Origin of the sequence: Pseudomonas sp. ok272, assembly GCF_900109995.1 — a bacterium.
In the GTDB taxonomy this organism is placed as follows: domain Bacteria; phylum Pseudomonadota; class Gammaproteobacteria; order Pseudomonadales; family Pseudomonadaceae; genus Aquipseudomonas.
Genome location: NZ_FOCB01000001.1, coordinates 1 through 26,207, shown reverse-complemented (window position 1 = coordinate 26,207; position 26,207 = coordinate 1). Strand labels below are relative to the sequence as shown.

Sequence of the window (26,207 nt, the reverse complement as noted above, 5' to 3'; positions counted from 1 at the left end):
CTTTAGTGCGTCATTTGCACCGAAAAAGGCCGGCGCAAACGTTCAACTGCGCCGACAGTTACACAAATGCGACATTAAGGTACGTCCGTACCACCGTTTAAGATCTGTAGCTGATCTGGATCTTGCATTGGGTATGGGCCCTGCATAAGTATCCGCAGGTCGACTCACGAGGTCGTCCTCTAATTCCAAAAATGACAACAAATCATGAGGCCACCATGCTTAAACACGCGGTCATTCCGTTTTTAGTCGGCGCCAGCCTGCTGGCTAGTGCACCTTTCGCCTCTGCGGCGACTAACCTGGTGTTTTGCTCCGAAGGCAGCCCAGCCGGTTTTGACCCTGGTCAGTACACCACCGGAACCGACTTCGACGCCGCAGCAGAAACCATGTTCAACCGCTTGAGTCAGTTCGAACGTGGCGGCACCGCTGTTGTTCCTGGCCTGGCAACCAGTTGGGAAGTTACCCCAGATGGCCTGACCTACACCTTCCATCTGCGCGATGGGGTCAAGTTCCACACCACGCCGTATTTCACCCCGACCCGCAACTTCAACGCCGACGACGTGCTGTTCACCTTCAACCGCATGATCGACAAGGACATGCCGTTCCGCAAAGCCTACCCCACCGAGTTCCCGTACTTCACGGACATGGGGATGGACACCAACATCAAGCACATCGAGAAAGTCGACGACCATACCGTCAAGTTCACCTTGGGCACGGTAGACGCCGCGTTCATCCAGAACCTGGCCATGAGCTTCGCCTCCATCCAGTCCGCCGAATACGCCGACAAACTGTTGAAGGAAGGCAAGCCGGGCGACATCAACCAGAAGCCCATCGGCACTGGTCCGTTCGTGTTCAAGAGCTACCAGAAAGACTCCAACATCCGTTACACCGGCAACAAGGACTACTGGAAGCCTGAAGACGTCAAGATCGACAACCTGATCTTCGCCATCACCACCGACCCGTCGGTGCGGATCCAGAAGCTCAAGAAGAACGAATGCCAGATCACCCTCTTCCCACGTCCGGCCGACCTCAAGGCCCTGGGTGAAGACAAGAACCTGCAACTGCCCAACCAGGCCGGCTTCAACCTGGGCTATATAGCCTACAACGTGATGCCGGTCCTCAAGGGCCAAACCGCGCCAAACCCACTGGCCGACCTGCGCGTGCGCCAGGCGCTGGACATGTCGGTGAACAAGCCACAGATCATCGAATCGGTGTACCAGGGCGCGGGCCAACTGGCGGTCAACGCCATGCCGCCGACCCAGTGGTCGTATGACACCACCATCAAGGATGCCAAGTACGACCCTGAGAAAGCCAAGGCGCTGCTCAAGGAAGCCGGCATCAAGGACGGCACCGAGATCACCCTGTGGGCCATGCCGGTGCAGCGTCCCTACAACCCGAACGCCAAGCTGATGGCAGAAATGCTGCAGTCCGACTGGGCCAAGATCGGCCTGAAGGTCAACATCGTCAGCTATGAGTGGGGCGAGTACATCAAGCGCTCCAAGGGCGGCGAGAACCAGGCGATGCTCATTGGCTGGAGCGGCGACAATGGGGACCCGGACAACTGGCTGAACGTGCTGTTCGGCTGCGATTCCCTGGCCGGTAACAACTTCTCCAAGTGGTGCGACAAGCCTTACGACAAGATCATCAAGGAAGCCAAGGCCACCACCGACGTGGCCAAGCGCACCGAACTGTACAAGCAGGCGCAACACCTCCTCAAGGACGCCGTCCCGTATACGCCTATCGCGCATTCGACGGTGTATCAACCCATGCGCAACACCGTGCAGGACTTCAAGATCAGCCCGTTTGGCTTGAACTCCTTCTACGGCGTCGGCGTCAGCAAGTAAGGTTCTGCAACGGCGGCGCACCAGGTGTCGCCGTTGCTGTACCCGCCAAGCCACCAGGAAATCACCTACGCCAAAAACCACTGCAGACTACTGCGGCAGGTTTAGGACGCGTAGACCTTTCCTACGCGCTTATCAGACTTTACGCATTTACTGCCAGGGCTTCGACACCTACCGTCGAGGCCCAACGGTAATGCTTTAAGTCCGGCAACGGCTGTTCCATGGCTTGGCCCCGTGAAACCCGCACGTCCCCGAATGGGACGAGGGCTCACCGCTGAACATCCAATAAAAAAGAGAGGGAGTGTCATGCGCCATACATTGGTTTTATCCGCCCTACTGGGCACCGGCCTGCTGGCCGCCGCATCCATCAGCCAGGCCGCCAACAACAGCCTGGTGTTTTGCTCCGAAGGCAGCCCGGCGGGTTTCGACACTGCGCAATACACCACCGCCACCGACAACGATGCCGCCGAGCCGTTGTACAACCGCTTGGCCGAATTCGAAAAGGGCGCGACCACTGTGGTACCGGGCCTGGCCACTCGCTGGGATATTTCCGAGGATGGCCTCACGTACACTTTCCACCTGCGCGAAGGGGTGAAGTTTCACACGACCAAGTACTTCACGCCGAGTCGCGACTTTAACGCCGACGACGTGCTGTTCACCTTCAACCGCATGCTCGACCCCGAGCACCCCTTCCGCAAGGCTTACCCCACCGAGTTCCCCTACTTCACCGGGATGAGCCTGAACAAGAACATCGCCAAGGTCGAGAAGACCGGGCCGCTGACCGTGGTCATGACCCTGAACTCGGTCGATGCCGCGTTCATCCAGAACATCGCCATGAGTTTCGCCTCGATCCTCTCCGCCGAATACGCCGACCAGTTGCTGGCCTCCGGCAAGCCGAGCGAGATCAACCAGAAGCCCGTCGGCACTGGCCCCTTCGTGTTCCAGCGCTACCAAAAAGACTCGCAGATCCGTTACCTGGGCAACAAACAGTACTGGGACCCGAGCCGGGTCAAGCTCGACCAACTGATTTTCGCGATCAACACCGATGCCTCGGTACGCGTGCAGAAGCTCAAGGCCGGTGAGTGCCAGATCACCCTGCACCCACGCCCCGCCGATCTCGACGCACTGAAAAAAGACCCCAAACTCAAACTGATCGAAAAACCCGGCTTCAACCTCGGCTACATCGCCTACAACGTGCAGCACAAGCCCTTCGACCAACTGGAAGTGCGCCAGGCCCTGGACATGGCCGTGAACAAGCAGGGCATCCTCAACGCCGTTTACCAGGGTGCGGGGCAACTGGCAGTCAATGCGATGCCGCCGACCCAGTGGTCCTACGACGACACCATCAAGGACGCCGCCTTCAACCCGGAAAAGGCCAAGGAGCTGCTCAAGGCCGCCGGCGTCAAGGAGGGCACGGAAATCACCCTGTGGGCCATGCCGGTCCAACGCCCGTATAACCCGAACGCCAAACTGATGGCCGAGATGCTCCAGGCGGACTGGGCGAAGATTGGCCTGAAAGTGAAGATTGTCAGCTACGAATGGGGCGAGTACATCAAGCGCACCAAGAATGGTGAGCACGACATCAGCCTGATCGGCTGGACCGGCGACAACGGGGACCCGGACAACTGGCTGGGCACCCTGTACAGCTGCGACGCGATTGGCGGCAACAACTACTCGATGTGGTGTGACCCGCAGTATGACGCGCTGATCAAGCAAGCCAAGATCGTCACCGACCGCGACCAGCGCACGGTGCTCTACAAACAGGCTCAGCAATTGCTCAAGCAGCAAGTGCCGATCACGCCTGTCGCCCACTCGACGGTCAACCAGCCGTTGAGCGCCAAAGTCGAGGGTTTCAAAGTCAGTCCCTTCGGCCGCAGCGTGTTCTCGGGCGTCAGTATCGACCAGTAACCCACTCACCAACACCTGAGGGCGATTTTCGCCCTCTATGCCGAGCTGTTGCCTGAATTTGCCAGTCGGCCGCCAGGCAAACGTTTGCAATGCCCTGATCAAGCTGCAAACCCAATAGCCGGATCACCCAAGAAGACCGGCATTAATAAAAGAAAGAAAGGAATTTCATCCATGAAACTGAGCAGCAATACCCTATTAGCACTCGCGATCACCAGCATCACAGCCACCGCCTACGCTGAGCCCCAGAGCCAGGAATTCACTCCGGTTTCGCTCAAGACCAGCAACGCCCAGTCCACGGCCACCGGCTTCGTCGAAGGTCAGAAACTCGACGGCAGCACCCGTAACTGGTACGCCAACGAGCAACTCAAGCGCGGTGGCAAGTTCAAGTACAAGGACGACGGTGCGCTGCACGACACCGACCGTCGTATCAACTGGGTCCAGGGCACCATCCTCAAGTACAACTCGGGCTTCACCGAGGGCACGGTCGGTTTCAGCACCGAACTCGCCGCCTACAACGCGATTGCCCTGGAAACCGACAGCGAGAAGCTCGCCGCCGGCAATGGTGGCGCCCCGAAGACCGGCCCGTCATCGGGTAACAACCGGACCCTGACCCACAAGGGCGGCGATGCCGTCGGCCAGTGGAGCAAACTGGGCCTGGCCAACGTCAAGGCCCGGGTCTCCAGCACCACCCTGACCGCTGGCCGCCAGGCCTACAGCAGCCCGCAAGTCGACGTGATCGCCAACCGTGCCCTGCCTTCGAGCTTCCAGGGCGTGTCGCTGAACGTGGCCGAGCTGGAAAACCTGACCTTCGACCTGGCCACCTTCGACCGCGTCTCGCCGCGCTCGGAGCAAAGCCTGCAGAAGTTCCGCGCCGAGTACGCCAACGGCCGTGAAGAGGCCAATCACGTCAACACCGCCGGTATTACCTACACGCCACTCAAAAGCCTGACCACCAGCCTGTGGGCCACCCAGGCCGAAGACATCTGGAACCAGTACTACTTCGGCGCGACCCACGTGGTGGGCGACCGTTCGGTCGTGGCCCTGACCACCGGCCTGAACTACTACAAGACCCAGGAAGCGGGCAAAGCCAAGATCGGCAAGATCGACAACGACACCTACTCGCTGTCGCTCGGCCTGAACCACAACGCCCACACCCTGACGTTCTCCTACCAGCAAGTGAACGGTAACGAGTACTTCGACTACCTGCACGAAACCAACGGCATCTACCTGGCCAACTCCCTGCTGTCGGACTTCAACGGCCCGAACGAGAAATCCTTCCAGGTTTCCTACGGCCTGAACATGGCCGAGTACGGCGTTCCGGGCCTCAAGTTCAACCTCTACCAGGCACGCGGCTGGGGCATCGACGGCACGCACTACACCGGCAACGGTGGGGTGAAAGACAAAGGCTACGACGGTATCCAGGTACAAAACGGCGAGTCGCACTATGAGTACGGCATCGGCAGCACCTACGTACTGCAGAGCGGTCCGTTGAAGGACACCAGCGTGCGTGCGACCTACACCGCGCACCGTGCCAGCGAGTTCCAGAGCGACGGCAGCATCAACGAGTTCCGCCTGGTCACCACCATTCCATTCAACATTCTCTAAGACGCGGTGCCGTTGGGGCTGATTCGACGAATCAGCCCCAACGGCTAATCTGGCTCAATGGAATACGGAGGGTTTATATGAAAATGCGTCCCTTGCGTGCGGCTGTCGCGGCCACCGCGCTGATGGCAGCCTTTGCTGCGTCGGCCAAGCCCTTGGTGGTCTGCACCGAAGCCAGCCCGGAAGGTTTCGATCCGGTTCTGTACACCACCGCCGTCACCTCCGATGCGGCGGCGGAAACTCTGTTCAATCGCCTGGTGGACTTCAAGCCCGGTACCGCGCAGATCCAGCCGGCACTGGCGGAAAGCTGGGAGATCAGCGCCGATGGCCTGCAATACACCTTCCACCTGCGCCAAGGCGTCCCGTTCCACAGCACCGACTACTTCACCCCGACCCGCGCGTTCAATGCCGACGATGTGATCTGGAGTTTCCAGCGCCAGTTGGACCCCAACCACCCGTGGCACACGCAATCGGCCACCGGCTACCCGTACTTTGAAAGCATGGGCTTCCAGAACTTGCTCAAGCGCGTCGAAAAAGTCGACGACCTGACAGTCACGTTCACCCTGACCCGCCCCGAGGCGCCGTTCCTGCTCGACCTGGGCATGGCCTTCACCTCGATCCACTCGGCCGAATACGCCGACCAGTTGCTCAAGGCCGGGAACATGGGCGACCTGAACAGCAAGCCCATCGGCACCGGTCCGTTCGTCTTCCAGCGCTATAACAAGGACGCACAGATCCGCTACCGGGCCAACCCGGACTACTTCCGCGGCAAGCCACCGGCAGACCCGCTGGTCTTTGCCATCACCCCGGACAACAACACCCGCCTGCAAAAGCTCAGGGCCAATGAATGCCAGGTGGCGCTGTACCCCAAGCCCGATGACGTGCCTGCCATCCAGGCCGACCCGAACCTCACGGTCGCGGGCATCGCCGCCATGTCCACCGGCTACATCGCCCTCAACACCCAGCACCCGTACCTGAGCGATGTGCGGGTGCGCCAGGCCATCGAACTGGCCCTGGACAAACAAGCCTACGTCGACACCCTGTACGGCAAGGGCAACGCCATCGCGGCAGTCAACCCTTATCCGCCGACCCTGCTGGGCTACAACGACACGCTGAAGAGTCCGCCCCAGGACCTGGCCAAGGCCCGCGCCCTGCTCAAGCAAGCCGGTGTGCCCGAAGGCACCACGCTCACCCTGTACACGCGCAACGCCGGTGGCCCGACCAACCCGAACCCGCAACTGGGCGCGCAGATGGTCCAGTCGGACTTGGCCAAGGTCGGCCTGAAGGTCGATATCCGGGTCATGGAGTGGGCCGAGATGCTCAAACGCGCGAAAAAGGGCGAGCACGACATGGTGTCTGCCGGCTGGAGCGGCGACAACGGCGACCCGGATAACTTCCTGACGCCGCTGCTCAGTTGCGAAGCGGCGAAAAACGGCGAAAACTACAGCCGCTGGTGCAACCCGCAGTTCCAGGCATTGATCGACCAGGCTCGCACCAAGACCGACACCGCCGAACGCGCCGCACTCTATGCAAAAGCCTTGCAGGTCCTGCACGACAACGTGGTGTGGGTCGATCAGGCGCATCCCAAGATGTTCACCGCCATGCGCAACAACGTAGACGGTTATCACCTGAACCCGCTGTCCACCAATAACTTCGCCACTACCCAGGTGAAGTAGAAAAAGACGCCGGTCGCCGCCCACACAGGGCGTAGACCGGCATGCCGAACCGGCTGATGAGGAACACCAGAAGATGTTGAGTTTTATTGCCCGCCGATTGGGATTGTTGATCCCCACATTCTTCGGCATCACCCTGCTGACTTTCGCGTTGATCCGCATGATTCCCGGCGACCCCGTGGAAGTGATGATGGGCGAACGTCGGGTCGATCCCGAAATGCATGCTCAGGCAATGGAACGCCTTGGTTTGAACAAGCCGTTGTATGCCCAGTACCTGGACTACATCGGCAAACTGGCCCAGGGCGACCTGGGCGAATCGCTGCGCACCCGGGAAAGCGTGTGGAGCGAGTTCAAGGTGCTCTTCCCCGCCACCTTCGAGCTGTCGATGGCGGCCCTGTTGTTTGCAGGCGTCTTCGGGCTATTGGCCGGGGTGATCGCGGCCTTGAAGCGAGGGTCCCTGTTCGACCATGGGGTGATGGGCATCTCCCTCACGGGATACTCGATGCCGATCTTCTGGTGGGGCCTGATCCTGATCATGTTCTTCTCGGTCAACCTGGGCTGGACCCCCGTCTCCGGGCAAAACGACCTGCTGATCGACGTCGAGCGCAAGACCCACTTCATGCTGATCGACACCTGGCTCAGCGATGAACCGGGCGCCCTGCTCGACTACCTGCACCACTTGATCCTGCCGGCCATCGTGCTGGGCACCATCCCGCTGGCGGTGATCGCGCGGATGACCCGATCCTCCATGCTCGAAGTGCTGCGCGAAGACTACATCCGCACCGCCCGGGCCAAGGGCTTGTCGCCGGCGCGCGTGGTGTTCGTCCACGGCCTGCGGAACGCGCTGATCCCGGTCCTGACCGTGGTCGGCCTGCAAGTGGGGACGTTGCTGGCCGGCGCGGTCCTGACCGAAACCATCTTCTCCTGGCCGGGCATCGGCAAATGGCTGATCGAAGCCATCGGCGCCAGGGACTATCCCGTGGTGCAGAACGGCATCCTGCTGATTGCCTGCATTGTGATCCTGGTGAACTTCGTGGTGGACATCCTCTACGGCTTCGCTAACCCACGTATCCGTCACCAGCGCTGAGATCAAGACGAATGAGCACTCCAACCTCCTCAGTAGCAGTCGATCAAAGCCTGCTGTATCCGTCGCCGTACAAAGAGTTCTGGCAGGCGTTCGCCAAGAACAAGGGCGCCGTCGCCGGCCTGATGTTCTTCAGCCTGATCGTGTTTTGCGCGCTGTTCGCCCCCTGGGTCGCACCGCACAACCCCAGCGAGCAGTACCGCGACTTCCTGCTCACACCGCCGGTGTGGCTCGAAGGCGGCCAATGGCAATTCCTCCTGGGCACCGATGAACTGGGGCGCGACTTGCTGTCACGCCTGATCCAGGGCTCGCGGCTGTCGCTGCTGATCGGCCTGTCGTCGGTGGTAATGTCGATGATTCCCGGGATCCTGCTGGGCCTGCTGGCCGGCTTCTTCCCGCGCTTGCTCGGCCCGAGCATCATGCGCCTGATGGACATCATGCTGGCCCTGCCGTCCCTGCTGCTGGCCGTGGCGATCGTCGCCATCCTCGGCCCTGGCCTGATCAACACCGTGATCGCCATCGCCATCGTCTCGCTGCCGGCCTATGTGCGCCTGACCCGCGCGGCGGTGATGGGCGAGCTGAACCGTGACTACGTGACCGCCGCCCGCCTGGCCGGTGCCACCCTGCCGCGCCTGATGTTCATCACCGTGCTGCCTAACTGCATGGCACCGCTGATCGTCCAGGCGACCTTGAGTTTCTCTTCGGCGATCCTCGATGCCGCCGCCCTGGGTTTCCTCGGTCTTGGCGTACAACCGCCTACGCCGGAGTGGGGCACCATGCTCGCCTCGGCCCGCGACTACATCGAACGTGCCTGGTGGGTCGTGAGCCTGCCTGGCTTGACCATTTTGCTCAGCGTGCTGGCAATCAACCTGATGGGCGACGGCCTGCGCGATGCGCTGGACCCGAAACTCAAGAATGCCGCCTGAGGAGATTCCCATGTCACTGTTAGAAATCAAGAATCTCAACGTGCGCTTCGGCGACCAGACGGCTGTGCCGGTGGTCGACGGCCTCGACATCGCCGTGGACAAGGGTGAAGTCCTGGCCATCGTGGGCGAGTCCGGCTCCGGCAAGTCCGTGACCATGATGGCGCTGATGGGCCTGATCGAGCATCCCGGCATCGTCACCGCCGACGCCCTCAACTTCGACGGCAAGGACATGCTCAAGCTGAGCAATCGCCAGCGCCGCAAGATCGTCGGCAAAGACCTGGCGATGGTCTTCCAGGACCCGATGACCGCGTTGAACCCCAGCTACACCGTGGGCTTCCAGATCGAAGAAGTGCTGCGCCTGCACCTGAAAATGTCCGGCAAGGCCGCCCGCAAGCGCGCCATCGAGTTGCTGGAGAAAGTCGAAATCCCGGGCGCCGCCAGTCGCATGGACGCCTACCCGCACCAACTGTCTGGCGGCATGAGCCAGCGCGTGGCTATCGCCATGGCGATTGCCGGCGAGCCGAAACTGCTGATCGCCGATGAACCGACCACCGCCCTCGACGTGACTATCCAGGCGCAGATCATGGAACTGCTGCTGGCCTTGCAGAAGGAGCAGAACATGGGCCTGGTGCTGATCACCCACGACCTGGCCGTGGTCGCCGAAACCGCCCAGCGCGTCTGCGTGATGTACGCCGGGCAAGCGGTGGAAGTCGGCCAGGTACCACAGCTGTTCGACATCCCGGCACACCCCTACAGTGAAGCGCTGCTCAAGGCCATTCCCGAGCACAGCCTGGGAGAATCCCGCCTGGCGACCCTGCCGGGCATCGTCCCCGGCCGTTATGACCGCCCGCAAGGTTGCCTGTTGTCGCCGCGCTGCCCTTACGTCCAGGACCATTGCCGCCAGCAGCGGCCAACCCTGGACCCGAAAAGCAATAGCCTCGCCCGCTGCTTCTATCCGTTGAATCAGGAGGTGGCGTAATGGCCGTCGTTCTCACCGCCCGTGACCTGACCCGTCACTACGATGTCTCCCGCGGCCTGTTCAAGGGCTATGCGACCGTGCGCGCCCTCAACGGCGTGTCATTTGAATTGGAAGCCGGCAAGACCCTGGCCGTGGTCGGCGAGTCGGGTTGCGGCAAGTCGACCCTGGCCCGCGCCCTGACGCTGATCGAGGAGCCGTCCTCCGGCTCCCTGAAGATCGCCGGCCAGGAAGTCGCCGGCGCCGACAAGGCCCAGCGCAAACAACTGCGCAAAGACGTGCAGATGGTGTTCCAGAGCCCCTACGCCTCCCTCAACCCACGGCAGAAGATCGGCGATCAACTGGCCGAGCCGCTGTTGATCAATACCAAACTCAGTGCCGCCGAACGTCGCGAGAAAGTCCAGGCGATGATGAAGCAGGTGGGCTTGCGTCCCGAGCACTACCAGCGCTATCCGCACATGTTCTCCGGCGGCCAGCGCCAGCGGATCGCCCTGGCTCGCGCCATGATGCTGCAACCCAAGGTGCTGGTGGCGGACGAACCGACGTCCGCGCTGGACGTGTCGATCCAGGCCCAGGTGCTGAACCTGTTCATGGACCTGCAGCAAGAGTTCAACACCGCCTACGTGTTCATCTCCCACAACCTGGCGGTGGTGCGTCACGTCGCCGACCACGTGATGGTGATGTACCTCGGTCGTCCGGTGGAAATGGGCCCGAAAGAGGACATCTACACCCGTCCCCTGCACCCCTACACCCAGGCGCTGTTGTCGGCCACACCGACCATCCACCCGGACCCGAGCAAGCCGAAGATCAAGATCGTCGGCGAACTGCCCAACCCGCTGAACCCGCCGTCGGGCTGCGCCTTCCACAAGCGCTGCCCGTACGCCACCGAGTTGTGCAGCAAGGAAGAACCGGCCCTGCGCGCCCTCGACAACCGCCAGGTGGCCTGCCACTACGCCGAGCAATTCGTCGTTTAAGCCGGCCATGAACAAGCGCCCGTATGGGGGAATGTTCGTCAGTTAAGCGAAAACCATATGGGAGCGAGACCGGCTTGCCGGCGAAGGCGATCGATCAGCAAACATTGATGTCGCATGTGCTGATGCCTTCGCGAGCGGGCTCGCTCCCACAGGTTTGGCGCCTTAACTGATCGGCATTACCCGCATCGGACGCTCGTCACACGGCATCAACCCAACCCCGCCTGCCTCGACAGCGCATCTGTCGGGCTGGCGGGGTTTTCTTTGGCCTTAGCTGTCGCTGTCGCCGCCTTCATCGTCGGTGCTGCCTTGATCACCGTCGTCGCCCGATCCATCGGTGGCGGGATCATCCTGGCTATCGCCACCCTGCCCATTGGAGTCCGACTCCGACTTGGCAACCATCAAGCCACTGCCCTGCACGCTCTTCGCGCCCCAGAAGCCCTGGTCATGCGCCACGCCATTACCGGTGCTGGCCCAGGCCGACGAGATCCCGATCGACAGCATCACCAGCACTTTGATCAACAGCACAATGCGTTGGAAAATTCTCATAGCCGATTTCATCCTTTCATTCGTAGGTGAATCACAGGTGCCAAGCGACAGGTCATGCACTTGCCGTGGCGCTGAATGAAATCTAGTTCTGATCGGCCAGGTTCACCAGAACACAGGCTGAACGCGGGGTGGGAAATGGCATGGATGGGCAGACCGGTTGGCGATAAGGGTTATGCGCAAACCGACTAACACCGCTGGCGCTGGAGATCCCTTGTGGGAGCGAGCCTGCTCGCGAAAGCCGCGGGCCAGCCAATAGTGATGTTGAATGGGCTGCCGTCTTCGCGAGCAGGCTCGCTCCCACACATGATCGCATTCGCCACAAAAAACCCCGCGGCTCACGCCTACGGGGTTTTGGGTGTGACTCACTCAGCGCTTAATGATGCTCACGCGTGGCGCGGAACTTCACGTCCGGCCAGCGCTCTTCCATCAGCGCCAGGTTGACCCGGGTCGGGGCCAGGTAGGTCAGGTGCCCGCCACCGTCGATGGCGAGGTTTTCCACGGCCTTGACGCTGAACTCTTCGAGCTTCTTCTTATCGCTGCAATCGATCCAGCGCGCAGACCACACGGTGATCGGCTCGTAGGCGCACTCGACCTTGTATTCCTCTTTCAAGCGGCTGGCGACCACATCGAACTGCAGCACACCGACGGCGCCGAGGATGATGTCGTTGCTGCGCGTCGGGAAGAACACCTGGGTCGCGCCCTCTTCGGCCAGTTGCTGCAAGCCCTGGCGCAGTTGCTTGGACTTGAGCGGGTCCTTGAGGCGTACGCGGCGGAACAGTTCCGGGGCGAAGTGCGGGATGCCGGTGAAGCCCAGGGCCTCGCCCTCGGTGAAGGTGTCACCGATCTGGATGGTGCCGTGGTTGTGCAGGCCGATGATGTCGCCGGCGTAGGCTTCTTCCAGTTGCTCACGTTCCGAGGAGAAGAACGTCAGGGCGTCACCGATGCGCACGTCCTTGCCGGTGCGCACGTGGCGCATCTTCATGCCTTTTTCATAGCGGCCGGAGCAGATGCGCATGAAGGCGATGCGGTCGCGGTGCTTGGGGTCCATGTTCGCCTGGATCTTGAACACGAAGCCGGTGAATTTCTCTTCGACCGGTTCCACGGTGCGCTCGTTGGCCACCCGCGCCAACGGTTTCGGCGCCCAGTTCACCACGGCGTCGAGCACGTGGTCGACGCCGAAGTTGCCCAGCGCGGTACCGAAGAACACCGGGGTCAGTTGGCCGTCCAGGAACTCCTGTTGATTGAAGGTGTGGCAAGCGCCCTGCACCAGCTCCAACTGATCGACGAAACGGTCGTACTCGTCACCCAGGTGGGCGCGGGCCTCGTCGGAGTCGAGCTTCTCGATGATTTTCACATCGGTGCGTTCGTGGCCATGCCCGGCGGTGTAGACAATGATGTAGTCGTCGGCCAGGTGATACACGCCCTTGAAGTCGCGGTAGCAACCAATCGGCCAGGTGATCGGCGCGGCCTTGATCTTGAGGACGGCTTCGATTTCGTCGAGCAGTTCGATCGGGTCGCGGATGTCACGGTCGAGTTTGTTGATGAAGCTGACAATCGGCGTGTCGCGCAGACGGCACACGTCCATCAGGGCGATGGTCCGTGGCTCTACACCCTTACCGCCGTCGAGGACCATCAAGGCCGAGTCGACCGCCGTCAGGGTGCGGTAGGTGTCTTCGGAGAAGTCTTCGTGGCCCGGGGTGTCGAGCAGGTTGATCATGTGGTCGCGATACGGGAACTGCATGACCGAGGTGGTAATGGAGATGCCCCGCTGCTTTTCCATTTCCATCCAGTCGGAGGTGGCATGACGGTCGGATTTGCGAGACTTCACCGTACCGGCAACCGCAATCGCCTTGCCCATCAGCAACAGCTTCTCGGTGATGGTGGTCTTACCCGCATCGGGGTGGGAAATAATGGCGAAAGTGCGGCGTTTCGCGACTTCGGCGGCCTGGTTGGTCATGGGAAATCGCCTGGCAGGTGATTCAAAAAAGGGCGCAGATTATAGCCCAAGTTGACCCAAGAACCGAACCGTTGAGCACATTAGGGGTGGCCAAATGCTGCCTGAGATGGGAACCTTTGGGGCTGTAGAGACGTCCACTCCCCTGTGACGACCGGTCGCCAGGGGCTGAAACATCAGCATGTTGCACCTGACGAGGTTGCGCTCATGGCTCAATTTCATGCCGCTTATGCCGGCATCGATGGAGCTGCTTTTCGCGATCAGTGCTTCGGCAGCCAAGCATGGCGTAGCCACACGAAGCACTGTTCGCCGACTGAACACAAAGGAGTCCGCCTGTGGCTATCCGCTATGGCAAAGGGCTGATAGGAGGTGCGGTTGTCGTCGCTCTCCTGGCCCTGCTGATCCAATGGATCGGCATCAATACGATCGACACGTACCGCGACGATTTATTGTTTTACCTGCACGCTCACCTGATCCTTGTCCTCGCCTCCATGCTGGCCGCCCTTATCGTGGGCATCCCCGCCGGTATCCTGCTTAGCCGCCCATCCCTGGTGGGACGCGCCGAGCGCTTCATGCAAATCTTCAACATCGGTAACACCGTCCCGCCTCTCGCGGTCCTGGCCATCGCCCTGGGGTTTCTCGGCATCGGCAGTGGCCCCGCCATCTTCGCGCTGTTCCTCGCCTCCCTGCTGCCCATCGTGCGCAACACCTATGAGGGCCTGAAGAATGTTCAGGGCTCGCTCAAGGAAGCCGCCGTCGGCATTGGCATGACCCCAACGCAAGTCCTGTGGCGAGTCGAATTGCCCAACGCCGTGCCGATCATCATCGGCGGTGTACGGGTGGCGCTGGCGATCAACGTCGGCACCGCGCCACTGGCGTTCCTGATCGGCGCCAACAGCCTGGGCAGCCTGATATTTCCTGGCATTGCCTTGAACAATCAGCCGCAACTGGTGCTCGGCGCAGCCTGTACCGCGTTGCTCGCCCTGCTGCTCGACGGCCTGGTGACCCTGGCCAGCCGCCTCTGGCTGGAACGCGGCCTGCGCCCGTCTTAAGCCTGCGCAAAGGAAGACCCATGAAAACGATAAGCTTGTTACTAGGCTGCCTGCTGCTGTGCGCAGGATTTACCCAGGCCGCCGACAAACCGTTGATTCGCATCGGCGCCCGGGTGTTCACCGAACAAACCCTGCTGGCGGAAATCACCGCGCAATACCTGCGCACCCAGGGCTATGACGCCCGGATCACCGGCGGGCTGGGCAGCAACCTGGCCCGCAGCGCCCAGGAAACCGGGCAACTGGACATGGTCTGGGAATACACCGGCGTCTCGTTGGTGGCCTACAACCACGTCACCGAAAAACTCGACAGCCAGCAGTCGCTGGAGCGGGTCAGGGCACTGGACGCCAAGAAGGGCCTGGCCTGGCTAGCGCCGTCGAAGTTCAGCAACACCTACGCCCTGGCGCTGCCCGCCAACATCGCCGCCGAGTACCCGCAGGTCAACACCATCAGCGAGCTGAACACCGTGCTGCGCAACGCCAGCCAGGACAACCCGCTGGTGGCGCTGGACACCGAGTTCGCCAACCGTTCCGACGGCCTGGCCGGGATGGTCGAGCGTTATGACATGGACCTGACCCGGCGCACCATCCGCCAGATGGACGCCGGCCTGGTCTACACCGCGCTGCGCAACGGCCAGGTGTTTGCCGGGCTGGTCTACACCACCGACGGGCGCCTGAGCGCGTTCAAACTCAAGTTGCTCGAAGACGACAAGCATTACTTCCCCGACTACACCGCCGCGCCCGTGGTGCGCCAGGCCTACCTCGACGCTCACCCGCAACTGGCGGCACAGCTCAAGCCGCTGGCCGACCTGTTCGACGACGAAACCATGCGCCAACTCAACGCCCGGGTCGACGTCAACCATGAAAGCCCATCCTCGGTGGCCGCTGATTTCCTGCGCCAGCACCCATTGGATTAAGGAGGACACGTCTTGGAGTTTCTCAATGCCTTTTCCCACCTGGACTGGCCGCTCGTCCTGCACCTGACCTGGCAGCACATCACCCTGGTCGGGGTCGCCGTGACCCTGGCAATTGTGTTTGGCGTACCGCTGGGCATCCTGATGACCCGCTTCCCCGCGCTCGCCGGCCCGCTGCAAGCCAGCGCCACGGTGTTGCTGACCATCCCCTCGATTGCCCTGTTCGGCCTGTTGCTACCGTTCTATTCCAAGTTCGGCCAGGGCCTGGGGCCAATGCCCGCCATCACGGCGGTGTTTCTCTATTCCCTGCTGCCCATCATGCGCAACACCTACCTGGCGCTGACCGGCGTTGAACCGGGTATCCGCGAGGCTGCGCGGGGCATCGGCATGACCTTCGGCCAGCGCCTGCGCATGGTCGAGTTGCCGATTGCGGTGCCGGTGATCCTGGCCGGCGTGCGCACTGCCGTGGTGATGAACATCGGGGTGATGACCATTGCCGCGACCATCGGCGCCGGTGGCCTGGGCGTACTGATTCTGGCGGCCATCAGCCGCAGCGACATGTCGATGCTGCTGGTTGGCGCCCTGTTCGTCAGCCTGCTGGCCATCGCCGCCGACCTTCTTTTGCAATGGCTGCAACGCTCGTTGACGCCACGAGGACTGTTCAAATGATCGAACTTCAACACCTGACCAAGACCTTTCAAAGCAACGGCAAGACCATCAGCGCCGTCAACGATGTGAGCCTGACCGTCAATGAAGGCGAAATCTGCGTGTTCCTCGGCCCCTCCGGCTGCGGCAAAAGCACCACGCTGAAAATGATCAACCGCCTGATCAAACCGACCTCGGGCAAGATCCTGATCAACGGCGAAGACACCACCGACCTCGACGCCGTGACCCTGCGCCGCAACATCGGCTATGTGATCCAGCAGATCGGCCTGTTCCCCAACATGACCATCGAGGAAAACATCACCGTGGTCCCGCGCCTGCTGGGCTGGGACAAGCAAAAGTGCCATGACCGCGCCCGCGAGTTGATGAGCATGATCAAGCTCGAACCCAAGCACTACCTCAACCGCTATCCCCGGGAATTGTCCGGTGGCCAGCAGCAACGCATCGGCGTGATCCGCGCCCTGGCCGCCGACGCACCGCTGTTGTTGATGGATGAACCTTTCGGCGCGGTCGACCCGATCAACCGCGAGATGATCCAGAACGAGTTCTTCGAGATGCAGCGGGCGTTGAACAAGACCGTGATCATGGTCAGCCATGACATCGACGAAGCCATCAAGCTGGGCGACAAGATCGCCATCTTCCGCGCCGGCAAGCTGCTGCAGATCGACCACCCGGACACGCTGCTGGCGCACCCGGCGGATGATTTTGTCAGCGATTTCGTGGGCCAGGACAGCACCCTCAAGCGCCTGCTGCTGGTCAAGGCCGAGGATGCGGCGGACAACGCACCGTCCGTCAGCCCCGAGACCCCGGTCAGCGACGCACTGGAGCTGATGGACGACCTCGACCGCCGCTATGTGGTGGTCACCTGCGCCGACAACAAGGCCCTGGGCTACGTGCGCCGCCGTGACCTGCATCGCCAGAGCGGCACTTGCGTGCAGTACCTGCGCGAATTCAACACCACGGCGGCCTATGACGAGCACTTGCGCATCCTGCTGTCGCGCATGTACGAGTTCAATCGTTCGTGGCTGCCGGTGATGGATGCCGAGCGGGTGTTCCTCGGGGAAGTGACCCAGGAGTCGATTGCGGCCTATCTGAGCTCCGGTCGCTCGCGCGGGATGAAGACCAACATCGTGTCGCCGGCCGAGGCGGTGGCCTGATCGCTTAAGGTAAAACCGTGGGAGCGAGCCTGCTCGCGAATGCGCAATGTCAGCCAACTTCGAGGTTGGCGTTGAAAACGCCATCGCGAGCAGCCTCGCTCCCACAGCTTTTGTCGTTTTTGGCGTGATTCACAGGGCGGAAAATAAGATCAACACCTGGGCCCTAAAAGCACCACCGAAAACACCCACCGCAACCGCCAAAATCTCCCTCATTTAAGCTTTTCGCCGCCAACGTCGGCGATGTTGACGACTTCGTAGTTTCCAGCGAATGAGCATGCATCCGTGTCGAACGTGCAGGTATGTTTAACACTTCATCGTTCTTCGGGAACATCCTTCTGTCATCTGTGCCGGTTACAAAGAGCGTCGTCTTTAACGCACGTCAGACAAGTGCAAAAACGCGACATTTTTTGTTGATCTCAAGCCCCTCACGCCCTAAAGTTCGCGCCGAACGTCCATGCTGGAAACGATCCATCCGGCTCAAGTACTGACGACGAGACAGCAAGGCCAAGGGAAGCTTATCCCATGGCCTTTTTGCTTTCGGCGACATGCCTTGGGAAGTAGGCGAACCAAAGTGGGGATACGGAGGACGTTCATTTGCACCCATTGATTACTGATGTTTGCCCTTAGGAGTTCCCAGCATGTCGATCAACGTCGAAGACTATTTCGCGCGCGCCACTTTTGACAAAATGAAGGCGTTCGCCGACCAGCAAGAAACCCCGTTCGTGGTGATCGACACCGCGATGATCAGCCAGGCCTACGACGACCTGCGCGCCGGTTTCGAATTTGCCAAGGTTTACTACGCGGTCAAGGCCAACCCGGCCGTCGAGATCATTGACCTGCTCAAGGACAAAGGCTCGAGCTTCGACATCGCCTCGATCTACGAGCTGGACAAAGTGCTGGACCGTGGCGTCAGCGCCGATCGCATCAGCTACGGCAACACCATCAAGAAGTCCAAGGACATTCGCTACTTCTATGAGAAGGGCGTGCGCCTGTACTCCACCGACTCCGAAGCCGACCTGCGCAACATCGCCAAGGCCGCGCCGGGCTCCAAGGTCTATGTGCGCATCCTGACTGAAGGCTCGACCACCGCTGACTGGCCGCTGTCGCGCAAGTTCGGCTGCCAGACCGACATGGCCATGGACCTGCTGATCCTCGCCCGCGACCTGGGCCTGGTGCCGTACGGTGTGTCGTTCCACGTCGGTTCGCAGCAGCGCGACATCAGCGTGTGGGACGCGGCGATCGCCAAGGTCAAAGTGATCTTCGAACGCCTGAAAGAAGAAGACGGCATCGTCCTCAAACTGATCAACATGGGCGGTGGCTTCCCGGCCAACTACATCACCCGCACCAACAGCCTGGAAACCTACGCCGAGGAAATCATCCGCTTCCTCAAGGAAGACTTCGGCGACGACCTGCCGGAAATCATCCTGGAGCCGGGCCGTTCGTTGATCGCCAACGCCGGGATCCTGGTCAGTGAAGTGGTGCTGGTGGCGCGTAAATCGCGCACCGCCGTCGAGCGCTGGGTGTACACCGACGTGGGCAAATTCTCCGGCCTGATCGAAACCATGGACGAAGCCATCAAGTTCCCGATCTGGACCGAGAAGAAGGGCGAGATGGAAGAAGTGGTGATCGCCGGCCCAACCTGCGACAGCGCCGACATCATGTACGAAAACTACAAGTACGGCCTGCCGCTGAACCTGGCCATCGGTGACCGCCTGTACTGGCTGTCCACCGGCGCCTACACCACCAGCTACAGCGCCGTTGAGTTCAATGGCTTCCCGCCACTGAAGTCGTTCTACGTTTAAGCCGCGCGCTTGAAGCCAACTAAAAACCCGTGACTGTTCACGGGTTTTTTTATGCCGGCTGAAACGAGCTTGGATGACATCGCCCGCCAGAACGTGAGCGAGCTTTTATTTCATCGCCCACCGTGCGGTGCGCCTATGCGCTCAACCCCTGTGCCTGCTCAAGGTATGCCTCGGCCAACGCGAGCAAGCCCACCTGGCGCAAGGTGTGTGCGGCCTTGCGCAAGAACTGGGGATTGCCGCCTGCCAACGCCCGGTGCAACCAGACAAGCGCCTGGTCCGACTGCCCCTGCTCGAACAAGCAGGCGCCATAACTGAACTGGCCACGAAAGTCGCCGCCTGCAGCCGAACGCCGATACCAGTCAAGCGCCCCTTCGGGGTCCACTGGGCAGTAGCGGCCCTCTTCCAAATAGCGGCCCAGCAGGTTCATCGACTTGGCATGCCCCACGTGCGCGGCACGGCGGTAACACGCCAGTGCCTGCGGGTGGTCTTCCATCACTCCGCGCCCGGTGGCGAGCAGGTTGGCGTAGTTGTACAAGCCCCAGTCCAGGCCACCGGCGGCAGCGTGACGGTAATGCCCGGCCGCGACCGTGGCATCGGACACACAGCCCCAGCCGTGCTCATGGCAACGACCGAGCATGTTGTGCGCCATCAGGTGCCCGCCGTTGGCGGCGATCTGGAACCAGCGCAGGGCGAGCGCCTCGTCCTTGGCGATGCCCTGCCCTTGCAGGAGGATTTGCCCCAGCAATGCCTGGCCGTCGAGGATGCCCGCCTTGGCCGCCAGCAGAATCGCCTGGGCCGCGCGGGCGGGGCTTTCGGCAAGCATGGCGCGCAGTTGCTCGCCGTTGAGGACTTCTTCGCGCCGCAGTCGAAAGCTCACCGCCTAGACCTCGACCCAGCGACGCAACAGGTTGTGGTAGGTGCCGGTCAGGCGGATCAGCGACGGGTGGTCGGGCATGTCCTGGGTCAGTTGCTGGATCGCTTCGTCCATCTCGAACAGCAAGGCGCGCTGGCTGTCCTCGCGCACCAGGCTTTGGGTCCAGAAGAATGACGCGTAGCGAGTGCCGCGGGTGACGGCGTTGACCTTGTGCAGGCTGGTGCCGGGGTACAGCACCATGTCGCCGGCCGGCAACTTCACCCGCTGGGTGCCGAAGGTGTCCTGGATCTCCAACTCGCCGCCGTCGTAGTCATCCGGGTCGCTGAAGAACAGCGTCGACGACAGGTCGGTGCGCACCCGCTCGATGCTGCCCTTGGGCTGGCGCACGGCGTTGTCGATATGGAAGTCGAAACTGCCGCCGGCGGTGTAGCAGTTGAGCAACGGCGGGAACACCTTGTGTGGCAGCGCCGCGGACATGAAGCGCGGGTTTTTCCACAGGCGCTCCAGCATCGCGGCGCCGATTTCCTGGGCCAGCGGATGGCCTTCGGGCAGTTGCAGGTTGTGCTTGGCCTTGGCCGACTGATACCCGGCGGTGATTTTACCGTCCGCCCAATCGGCCTGTTCCAGGGCCTCACGGATGCGCTGCACCTCTTCACGGGAGAACAAGCCGGGAATATGCAGCAGCATGGGGTGATACCTGAAAAGGAATGGAACGCAATGATATTGATTCTTATTGAGTATGTAAAACCGGCATAACGAATGAGGACGTAAAAACCGTAAGGATAAATTGTAAAGAATGTAAATTAAGTGCAAATAGCAATATTTCGCAATTGATACAAATACGCGGTTACACTATATTTCGCCGCCTCAAATCCTTGGGGAGGGGAATTCACCATGACACGCCAACTACAACCATCACCCGTCAGTTCACCGCGCCTGCTCGCTTCTGCGATTGGCGTCGCGATCACCGCCGGCTCCGCTGGCCACATGGTGTTCGCTGCCGAAAGCACCGACACCAAGAAGCCGGGCAGTGCCATTGCACTGGACGCCACCAGCGTGACCGGTGAAGCCCAGGACGCGACCTCCTACCAGGTAGAGAAGGCCTCTTCCCCCAAGTACACCGCACCGCTGATCGATACCCCGCGCTCGGTGACCGTGATCCCGCAACAAGTCCTCAAGGACACCGGCGCCCTGAACATGCAGGACGCGCTGCGCACCGTGCCAGGCATCACCTTTGGTGCCGGCGAAGGCGGCAACCCCCAGGGCGACCGTCCGTTCATCCGGGGCTTCGATGCCCAGGGCGACACCTACCTGGACGGTGTACGCGACACCGGTTCGCAGAGCCGCGAAATCTTCGCCGTTGAATCGATTGAAGTCAGCAAAGGCCCGAACTCAGCCATCGGCGGGCGTGGCGCAGCGGGCGGCAGCATCAACCTGGTGAGCAAGAAGGCCCACCTGGGCGACTCGTTCGACGGTGGCTTCACCTGGGGTTCCGACCAGACCCAGCGCTACACCCTGGACAGCAACTACCAGTTCAGCGACACCGCCGCAGGCCGCCTGAACCTGATGAGCCACGAAAGCAACGTCGCCGGCCGTGACAGCATCAACTACGACCGCTGGGGCGTCGCTCCGTCCCTGGCCTTCGGCCTGGGCACCGACACCCGCGTCAACCTCGATTACTACCACCTGGAAAGCAACGACCTACCGGACTCGGGCATCCCGTACTCGATGCCAGCCTCGGGCAAATCGACCGACCGCAACCCGCACAACCCGGACAAGCCAACCACCGGCGGCGGCAGCGACAGCAACTTCTACGGCCTGACCGACCGCGACTTCCGCAAGACCCGTACCGACACCGCGACCTTCGCCATCGAGCACGACCTCAACGACGCGCTGACCCTCAAGAACACCCTGCGTCACGGCAGCAGCATGCAGGACTACATCCTGACCCAGCCGGACGACAGCCAGGCCAACGTCAACAATGGCAGCGTGTGGCGTCGCGCCAACACCCGTGTCAGCAACACCGACACCACCACCAACCAGACTGATCTGTTTGGTGACGTGTACATCGCCGGCTTCAAGAACAGCTTCTCCACCGGTATCGAGTACACCCACGAAGAAAGCGAGAAGTCCGGGTACAACGTCAACACCAACACCGGTCTGAACACCAACAAGTGCAAGCCCTCGATCATCGGCGCGCCAAGCGGCTACAACTGCACCTCGCTGTCCAACCCGACGCCGAGCGACCCATGGAATGGCGCTATCTCGCGCAACTACGCCGGCACCGAGACCAAGGCCGACACCTACGCGCTGTATGTGTTCGACACCCTGGAACTGTCGCAACAATGGCTGCTGAACATGGGCCTGCGCTACGACCACTTCACCACCGACTACCGCAGCTACAACGCGGACGGCTCGACCCTGGTCAACAAGCCGACCACCCCCGGCGCCACAGGCGTCGAAGCCAAGGGCAAGGACACCAGCGAGTTCGTCACCGGGCAGTTCGGCGTGGTCTACAAACCCGCTGAAAACGGCAGCATCTATGCCTCCTACGCCACCTCCGCCACCCCACCGGGCAACTCCCTGGGCGAAGGCATGGACGGCAACCCACTGGGCGGCACCGTCGATCGCAGCAAAAACCTGCTGAGCAGCGACATGGAGCCGGAAACCACCAAGAACTACGAGATCGGCACCAAGTGGGACCTGTTGAATGATCGTCTGTCGCTGACCGCTGACCTCTTTCGCACCGAGAAGGAAAACGCCCGCGTGCAGGTCGACACCACCTCTTACGAAAACGCCGGCAAGACCCGCGTCCAAGGGATCGAGCTGTCGGCCACTGGCAAGCTCACCGAGAAATGGCAAGTGTTTGCCGGCTACGTCTACATGGACAGCGAGCAGGTCGACGGCGGCCCAATGGCCAGCGCCACCGATGGCAACCAACTGCCGAACACCCCGCGCAACAGCGCCAGTGTGTGGACCACTTACCAGGTCACGCCGAAGCTGACCGTCGGTGGCGGTGCGTTCTACGTCGATGAAGTATTCGGCAGCGTGGCCAACACCACCATGGTCGACGCCTACGTTCGCTACGATGCGATGGCGGCCTACAAGCTGACCAAAAACATCGACCTGCAGCTCAACGTGCAGAACCTGACCGACGAAACCTACTACGACAAGGCGTTCTCGACCCACTTCGCCAACCAGGCGGCGGGCCGCACGGCATTGCTGAGTACCAACTTCCACTTCTGATAGGCGTGGCGATACCCATCAGTGAGTAGATGAACCCTGTGGGAGCGGGCAAGCCTTAATGCCAGTCAGTTAAGCGAAACCCACGTGGGAGCGAGCCTGCTCGCGATAGCAGTAGGTCAGTCAACGGAGATGTTGGCTGTGTTGCCGTCTTCGCGAGCAGGCTCGCTCCCACAGGTTTGGCGCCTTAACTGACTGGCATTAGGGCAAGCCTCGCTCCTACGGGCTCAACCCAGATTCCTGCTCGCGATGGCGGTGACGAGCGGCATGGCGAAGACAGTTGCTCCCACAGGACTGCGGTGTTCAAACGCTCAACTGCCAGCCCCGCTCATCTCGATGAACGGGGCTTTTGACTGTAAAAAAGAATCTTTCTCGACAACTCACGGCATAATGCGCGCCGTGGAACACCTCTTTAGATGAGCAAGGCGGTTGCTGTGTTGAAGAAAACCCTGTTCCAGTTGCATTGGTTCTTCGGTATCACTGCCGGGCTGGTGCTGGCCTTGATGGGCATCACCGGTGCGGCCGTGTCGTTCCAGGACGAGATCCTGCGGGCGCTCAACCCCACGGTCCTGCAAGTGGAGAAACTCCCCGCTGGCGTCCTGCCCCCCGCCGACCTGGTGGCCAAGGCCGAATCCCTTGAAGGCAAGAAGGTCGCCATGCTCTGGGTCGACATCGACACCGGCTTCGCCGCCCGCGTGGCCTTCACCCCGCCACCGGGCGAACGCCGTGGCCAGATGCGCTACGTCAACCCGTACACCGGCGAGTTCATGGGTGAAGCCGTCGGCCAGGACTTCTTCGGGCTGATGCTCAAACTGCACCGCTTCCTGGCGATGGGCGACCTGGGCCGGCAAATCACCGGCGCCTGCACCCTCATCCTGATCTTCTTCTGCCTCTCGGGGCTGTACCTGCGTTGGCCGCGCCAATGGCGAAGCTGGCGCGCCTGGCTGACCCTGGACTGGAAGAAAAAAGGCCGCAATTTCAACTGGGACCTGCACTCCGTGGCTGGCACCTGGTGTCTGCTGGTTTACCTGTTGGCGGCGTTGACCGGTTTGTACTGGTCCTACGAGTGGTACAACAAGGGCCTGACCAGGTTGCTGTCGGATGCGCCGCACGCCGAGCGCATGCGCCAGGGCCGAGGTGCACCGGCCGGCCCCGCGCCGACCGCCGACTACAACGCGATCTGGAGCAGCCTCTACAGCGTCGCCGGTCCCAAGCTGAGTGCCTACAACGTGCGGATGCCGCCGGTGGCCGGGCAACCGGCGACCGTGTTCTACCTGCTCAGCGACTCGCCCCATGAGCGGGCGCTGAACCAGATCAGCCTCGACCCGGCCACCGGCGTGATCAAGCGTCACGACCGCTACAGCGACAAAAGCTTCAAGGCCCAATTGCTGACCAGTGTCTATGCGCTGCACGTCGGCAGTTACTTCGGCCTCGCGGGGCGCATCGTGCTGATGATCGCGTCGGTGCTGATGCCGTTGTTCTTCATCACTGGTTGGCTGCTGTACCTGGACCGACGCCGCAAGAAGCGTCAGATCAAGGACGCCCGCAAGGACCTGGCACCCACCACCAGTGATGCCCCGGCGTGGTTGATCGGCTTCGCCAGCCAGAGCGGTTTCGCCGAGCAACTGGCCTGGCAGACCGCCAGCCAATTGCAGACGGCCGGCGTGCCGGTCAAGGTTCAGCCATTGGCCGCCGTGAGCGAACAGGACCTGCGTGACTCAAGCCATGCACTGTTCGTGGTCAGCACCTTTGGCGACGGCGAAGCGCCGGACAGTGCGCGCGCGTTCGAACGCAAGGTACTGGGCCGCGCGGCCTCGCTACCGCGCCTGAACTACGCGGTGCTGGGCCTGGGAGACCGCCAGTATCAGCACTTCTGCGGCTTCGCCCGGCGCCTGCACGCCTGGCTCAAGGAACACGGCGGCACCACGCTGTTTGCCCCGGTCGAGGTCGATGGCGGTGATCCCTATGCCCTGGGGCATTGGCAGCAACAACTGGGACAACTGACCGGACAGGCACCGGTCGACACCTGGAAAGCCCCGGACTACAGCCACTGGACCCTGAGCAAGCGCGAGCTGTTGAACCCCGGCAGCGCCGGTTCCGAGGTGTACCTGCTGGGCCTCACGCCACCCGACACCCGCAGTTGGCTGGCGGGCGACCTGGTGCAAGTGCTGCCACGCAACGGCCTGTCGGCCATCGATCACGTCCTCGAAGGCCTGGGCATTCGCGGTGACACGCCGGTGCAGGTCGATGGCCTGCTGGAAACCCTCGAACAGGCCCTGGCCAGCCGTCAGCTGCCGCAGAACCAAACCCATCTGGTCGGCCTCCACGCCCAGGCGCTGGTGGATGCGCTGGTACCGCTGGCCATGCGCGAATACTCCATTGCCTCGATTGCCGCCGACGGCCTACTCGAACTGATCGTGCGCCAGGAACGCCACACCGACGGCAGCCTGGGTGTCGGCTCCGGCTGGCTGACCGAACACGCGGCGCTGGGGTCGAAGATCAGCCTGCGGGTACAGCGCAACAGCGGCTTCCATCTGCCCGCCACGCCGGTGCCGATGATCCTGCTGGGCAACGGCACCGGCCTCGCCGGCCTGCGCAGCCTGCTCAAGGCGCGCATTGCCGACGGCCAGACGCGGCACTGGCTGCTGTTCGGCGAACGCAACCGCGAGCACGACTTCCTGTGCCGGGACGAACTGCAAAGCTGGCTGATCGAAGGGGATCTGGAGCGGCTGGACCTGGCGTTCTCCCGCGACCAGGCCGACAAGGTCTACGTGCAGGATCGCCTGCGTGAACACGCCAGCGAACTCCAGCAATGGCTGGCCGACGGCGCGGCGATCTACATCTGCGGCAGCCTGCAAGGGATGGCGGCGGGGGTGGATCAGGTGCTCAACGACGTGCTGGGCCACGAGGCGGTCGAGCGCTTGATCGAGCAGGGACGTTATCGGCGGGATGTGTACTGACGGCATGATCGTCCCCCTCACCCTAACCCTCTCCCCAAAGGGGCGAGGGGACTGATTGGGGGAT

Annotated in this window: 20 protein-coding genes; 16 read left to right on the top strand and 4 right to left on the bottom strand. The window is 61.8% G+C overall.

The annotated features are described in order from the left end of the window. Window positions 1-215 precede the first annotated feature (215 nt). The 8 genes from BMW74_RS00100 to BMW74_RS00065 all read left to right on the top strand — a co-directional run bounded on the left by BMW74_RS00100 (window position 216) and on the right by BMW74_RS00065 (window position 10,981). Entirely contained in the window at window positions 216-1,841 is a 1,626-nt protein-coding gene (locus BMW74_RS00100; protein WP_093411833.1) for an ABC transporter substrate-binding protein, read from the top strand. Window positions 1,842-2,144: 303 nt separating this feature from the next. Then, window positions 2,145-3,746, top strand: a complete 1,602-nt coding sequence (locus tag BMW74_RS00095) for an ABC transporter substrate-binding protein (RefSeq protein WP_093411830.1) — start codon at window positions 2,145-2,147, stop codon at window positions 3,744-3,746. Window positions 3,747-3,917: 171 nt separating this feature from the next. Beyond that, a complete protein-coding gene (locus BMW74_RS00090; RefSeq protein ID WP_093411828.1) occupies window positions 3,918-5,351 on the top strand; it encodes an OprD family porin in 1,434 nt (477 codons plus the stop codon). A 77-nt stretch (window positions 5,352-5,428) separates the two neighbouring features. Further along, window positions 5,429-7,024 (top strand): ABC transporter substrate-binding protein, encoded by a 1,596-nt coding sequence (locus tag BMW74_RS00085; protein WP_093411825.1) that lies wholly within the window; start codon window positions 5,429-5,431, stop codon window positions 7,022-7,024. A gap of 73 nt (window positions 7,025-7,097) precedes the next feature. Further along, window positions 7,098-8,108, top strand: coding sequence for an ABC transporter permease subunit (locus tag BMW74_RS00080; protein WP_093411822.1), 1,011 nt, complete (start codon window positions 7,098-7,100; stop codon window positions 8,106-8,108). 11 nt (window positions 8,109-8,119) lie between these two features. Continuing rightward, complete coding sequence (locus BMW74_RS00075; RefSeq protein ID WP_093411819.1) at window positions 8,120-9,031, top strand: ABC transporter permease subunit; 912 nt, start codon at window positions 8,120-8,122, stop codon at window positions 9,029-9,031. Between the two features lie 10 nt (window positions 9,032-9,041). After that, window positions 9,042-10,010: an ABC transporter ATP-binding protein gene (locus tag BMW74_RS00070; RefSeq protein WP_093411816.1), complete on the top strand. Its 969-nt coding sequence runs from the start codon at window positions 9,042-9,044 to the stop codon at window positions 10,008-10,010. Beyond that, window positions 10,010-10,981: a peptide ABC transporter ATP-binding protein gene (locus BMW74_RS00065; RefSeq protein WP_093411814.1), complete on the top strand. Its 972-nt coding sequence runs from the start codon at window positions 10,010-10,012 to the stop codon at window positions 10,979-10,981. Before BMW74_RS00070 ends, BMW74_RS00065 begins: the two co-directional genes overlap by 1 nt. 267 nt (window positions 10,982-11,248) lie before the next feature. Here BMW74_RS00065 and BMW74_RS00060 read toward each other — a convergent pair whose 3' ends face one another. Together BMW74_RS00060 and BMW74_RS00050 are read right to left on the bottom strand one after the other, a co-directional pair. After that, the gene (locus tag BMW74_RS00060; RefSeq protein ID WP_093411812.1) at window positions 11,249-11,527 is read right to left on the bottom strand and encodes a hypothetical protein; all 279 of its coding nucleotides are present in this window, start codon (window positions 11,525-11,527) and stop codon (window positions 11,249-11,251) included. A gap of 373 nt (window positions 11,528-11,900) precedes the next feature. Continuing rightward, the gene (locus BMW74_RS00050; protein ID WP_093411808.1) at window positions 11,901-13,484 is read right to left on the bottom strand and encodes a peptide chain release factor 3; all 1,584 of its coding nucleotides are present in this window, start codon (window positions 13,482-13,484) and stop codon (window positions 11,901-11,903) included. A 332-nt stretch (window positions 13,485-13,816) separates the two neighbouring features. Here BMW74_RS00050 and BMW74_RS00045 point away from each other — a divergent pair, with 332 nt between their 5' ends. The 6 genes from BMW74_RS00045 (at window position 13,817) to BMW74_RS00025 (ending at window position 19,066) form a co-directional block, all read left to right on the top strand. Then, a complete protein-coding gene (locus BMW74_RS00045) occupies window positions 13,817-14,533 on the top strand; it encodes an ABC transporter permease (RefSeq protein WP_093411807.1) in 717 nt (238 codons plus the stop codon). Window positions 14,534-14,553: 20 nt separating this feature from the next. Further along, entirely contained in the window at window positions 14,554-15,447 is an 894-nt protein-coding gene (locus tag BMW74_RS00040) for a glycine betaine ABC transporter substrate-binding protein (RefSeq protein ID WP_093411805.1), read from the top strand. A 12-nt stretch (window positions 15,448-15,459) separates the two neighbouring features. Further along, window positions 15,460-16,113 carry an ABC transporter permease gene (locus tag BMW74_RS00035; RefSeq protein WP_093411802.1) on the top strand — a complete coding sequence of 218 codons (654 nt, stop codon included), beginning with the start codon at window positions 15,460-15,462 and terminating at the stop codon, window positions 16,111-16,113. Continuing rightward, on the top strand, window positions 16,110-17,264 hold the full coding sequence (locus tag BMW74_RS00030; protein ID WP_093411799.1) for an osmoprotectant ABC transporter ATP-binding protein OsmV: 1,155 nt from the start codon (window positions 16,110-16,112) through the stop codon (window positions 17,262-17,264). Before BMW74_RS00035 ends, BMW74_RS00030 begins: the two co-directional genes overlap by 4 nt. A gap of 46 nt (window positions 17,265-17,310) precedes the next feature. Further along, window positions 17,311-17,481, top strand: coding sequence for a hypothetical protein (locus BMW74_RS25125; RefSeq protein WP_175479130.1), 171 nt, complete (start codon window positions 17,311-17,313; stop codon window positions 17,479-17,481). A 421-nt stretch (window positions 17,482-17,902) separates the two neighbouring features. Beyond that, window positions 17,903-19,066 (top strand): type III PLP-dependent enzyme, encoded by a 1,164-nt coding sequence (locus BMW74_RS00025; RefSeq protein ID WP_093411796.1) that lies wholly within the window; start codon window positions 17,903-17,905, stop codon window positions 19,064-19,066. 133 nt (window positions 19,067-19,199) lie between these two features. Here BMW74_RS00025 and BMW74_RS00020 read toward each other — a convergent pair whose 3' ends face one another. Together BMW74_RS00020 and BMW74_RS00015 are read right to left on the bottom strand one after the other, a co-directional pair. Continuing rightward, window positions 19,200-19,943, bottom strand: coding sequence for a tetratricopeptide repeat protein (locus BMW74_RS00020; protein ID WP_093411794.1), 744 nt, complete (start codon window positions 19,941-19,943; stop codon window positions 19,200-19,202). A 3-nt stretch (window positions 19,944-19,946) separates the two neighbouring features. Further along, the gene (locus BMW74_RS00015) at window positions 19,947-20,627 is read right to left on the bottom strand and encodes a Fe2+-dependent dioxygenase (RefSeq protein ID WP_093411791.1); all 681 of its coding nucleotides are present in this window, start codon (window positions 20,625-20,627) and stop codon (window positions 19,947-19,949) included. Between the two features lie 207 nt (window positions 20,628-20,834). Here BMW74_RS00015 and BMW74_RS00010 point away from each other — a divergent pair, with 207 nt between their 5' ends. Both BMW74_RS00010 and BMW74_RS00005 read left to right on the top strand, forming a co-directional pair. Then, entirely contained in the window at window positions 20,835-23,186 is a 2,352-nt protein-coding gene (locus tag BMW74_RS00010) for a TonB-dependent receptor (RefSeq protein WP_093411788.1), read from the top strand. Between the two features lie 431 nt (window positions 23,187-23,617). Further along, window positions 23,618-26,143 (top strand): PepSY domain-containing protein, encoded by a 2,526-nt coding sequence (locus BMW74_RS00005; protein WP_093413388.1) that lies wholly within the window; start codon window positions 23,618-23,620, stop codon window positions 26,141-26,143. The last annotated feature ends 64 nt before the right edge of the window (window positions 26,144-26,207 follow it).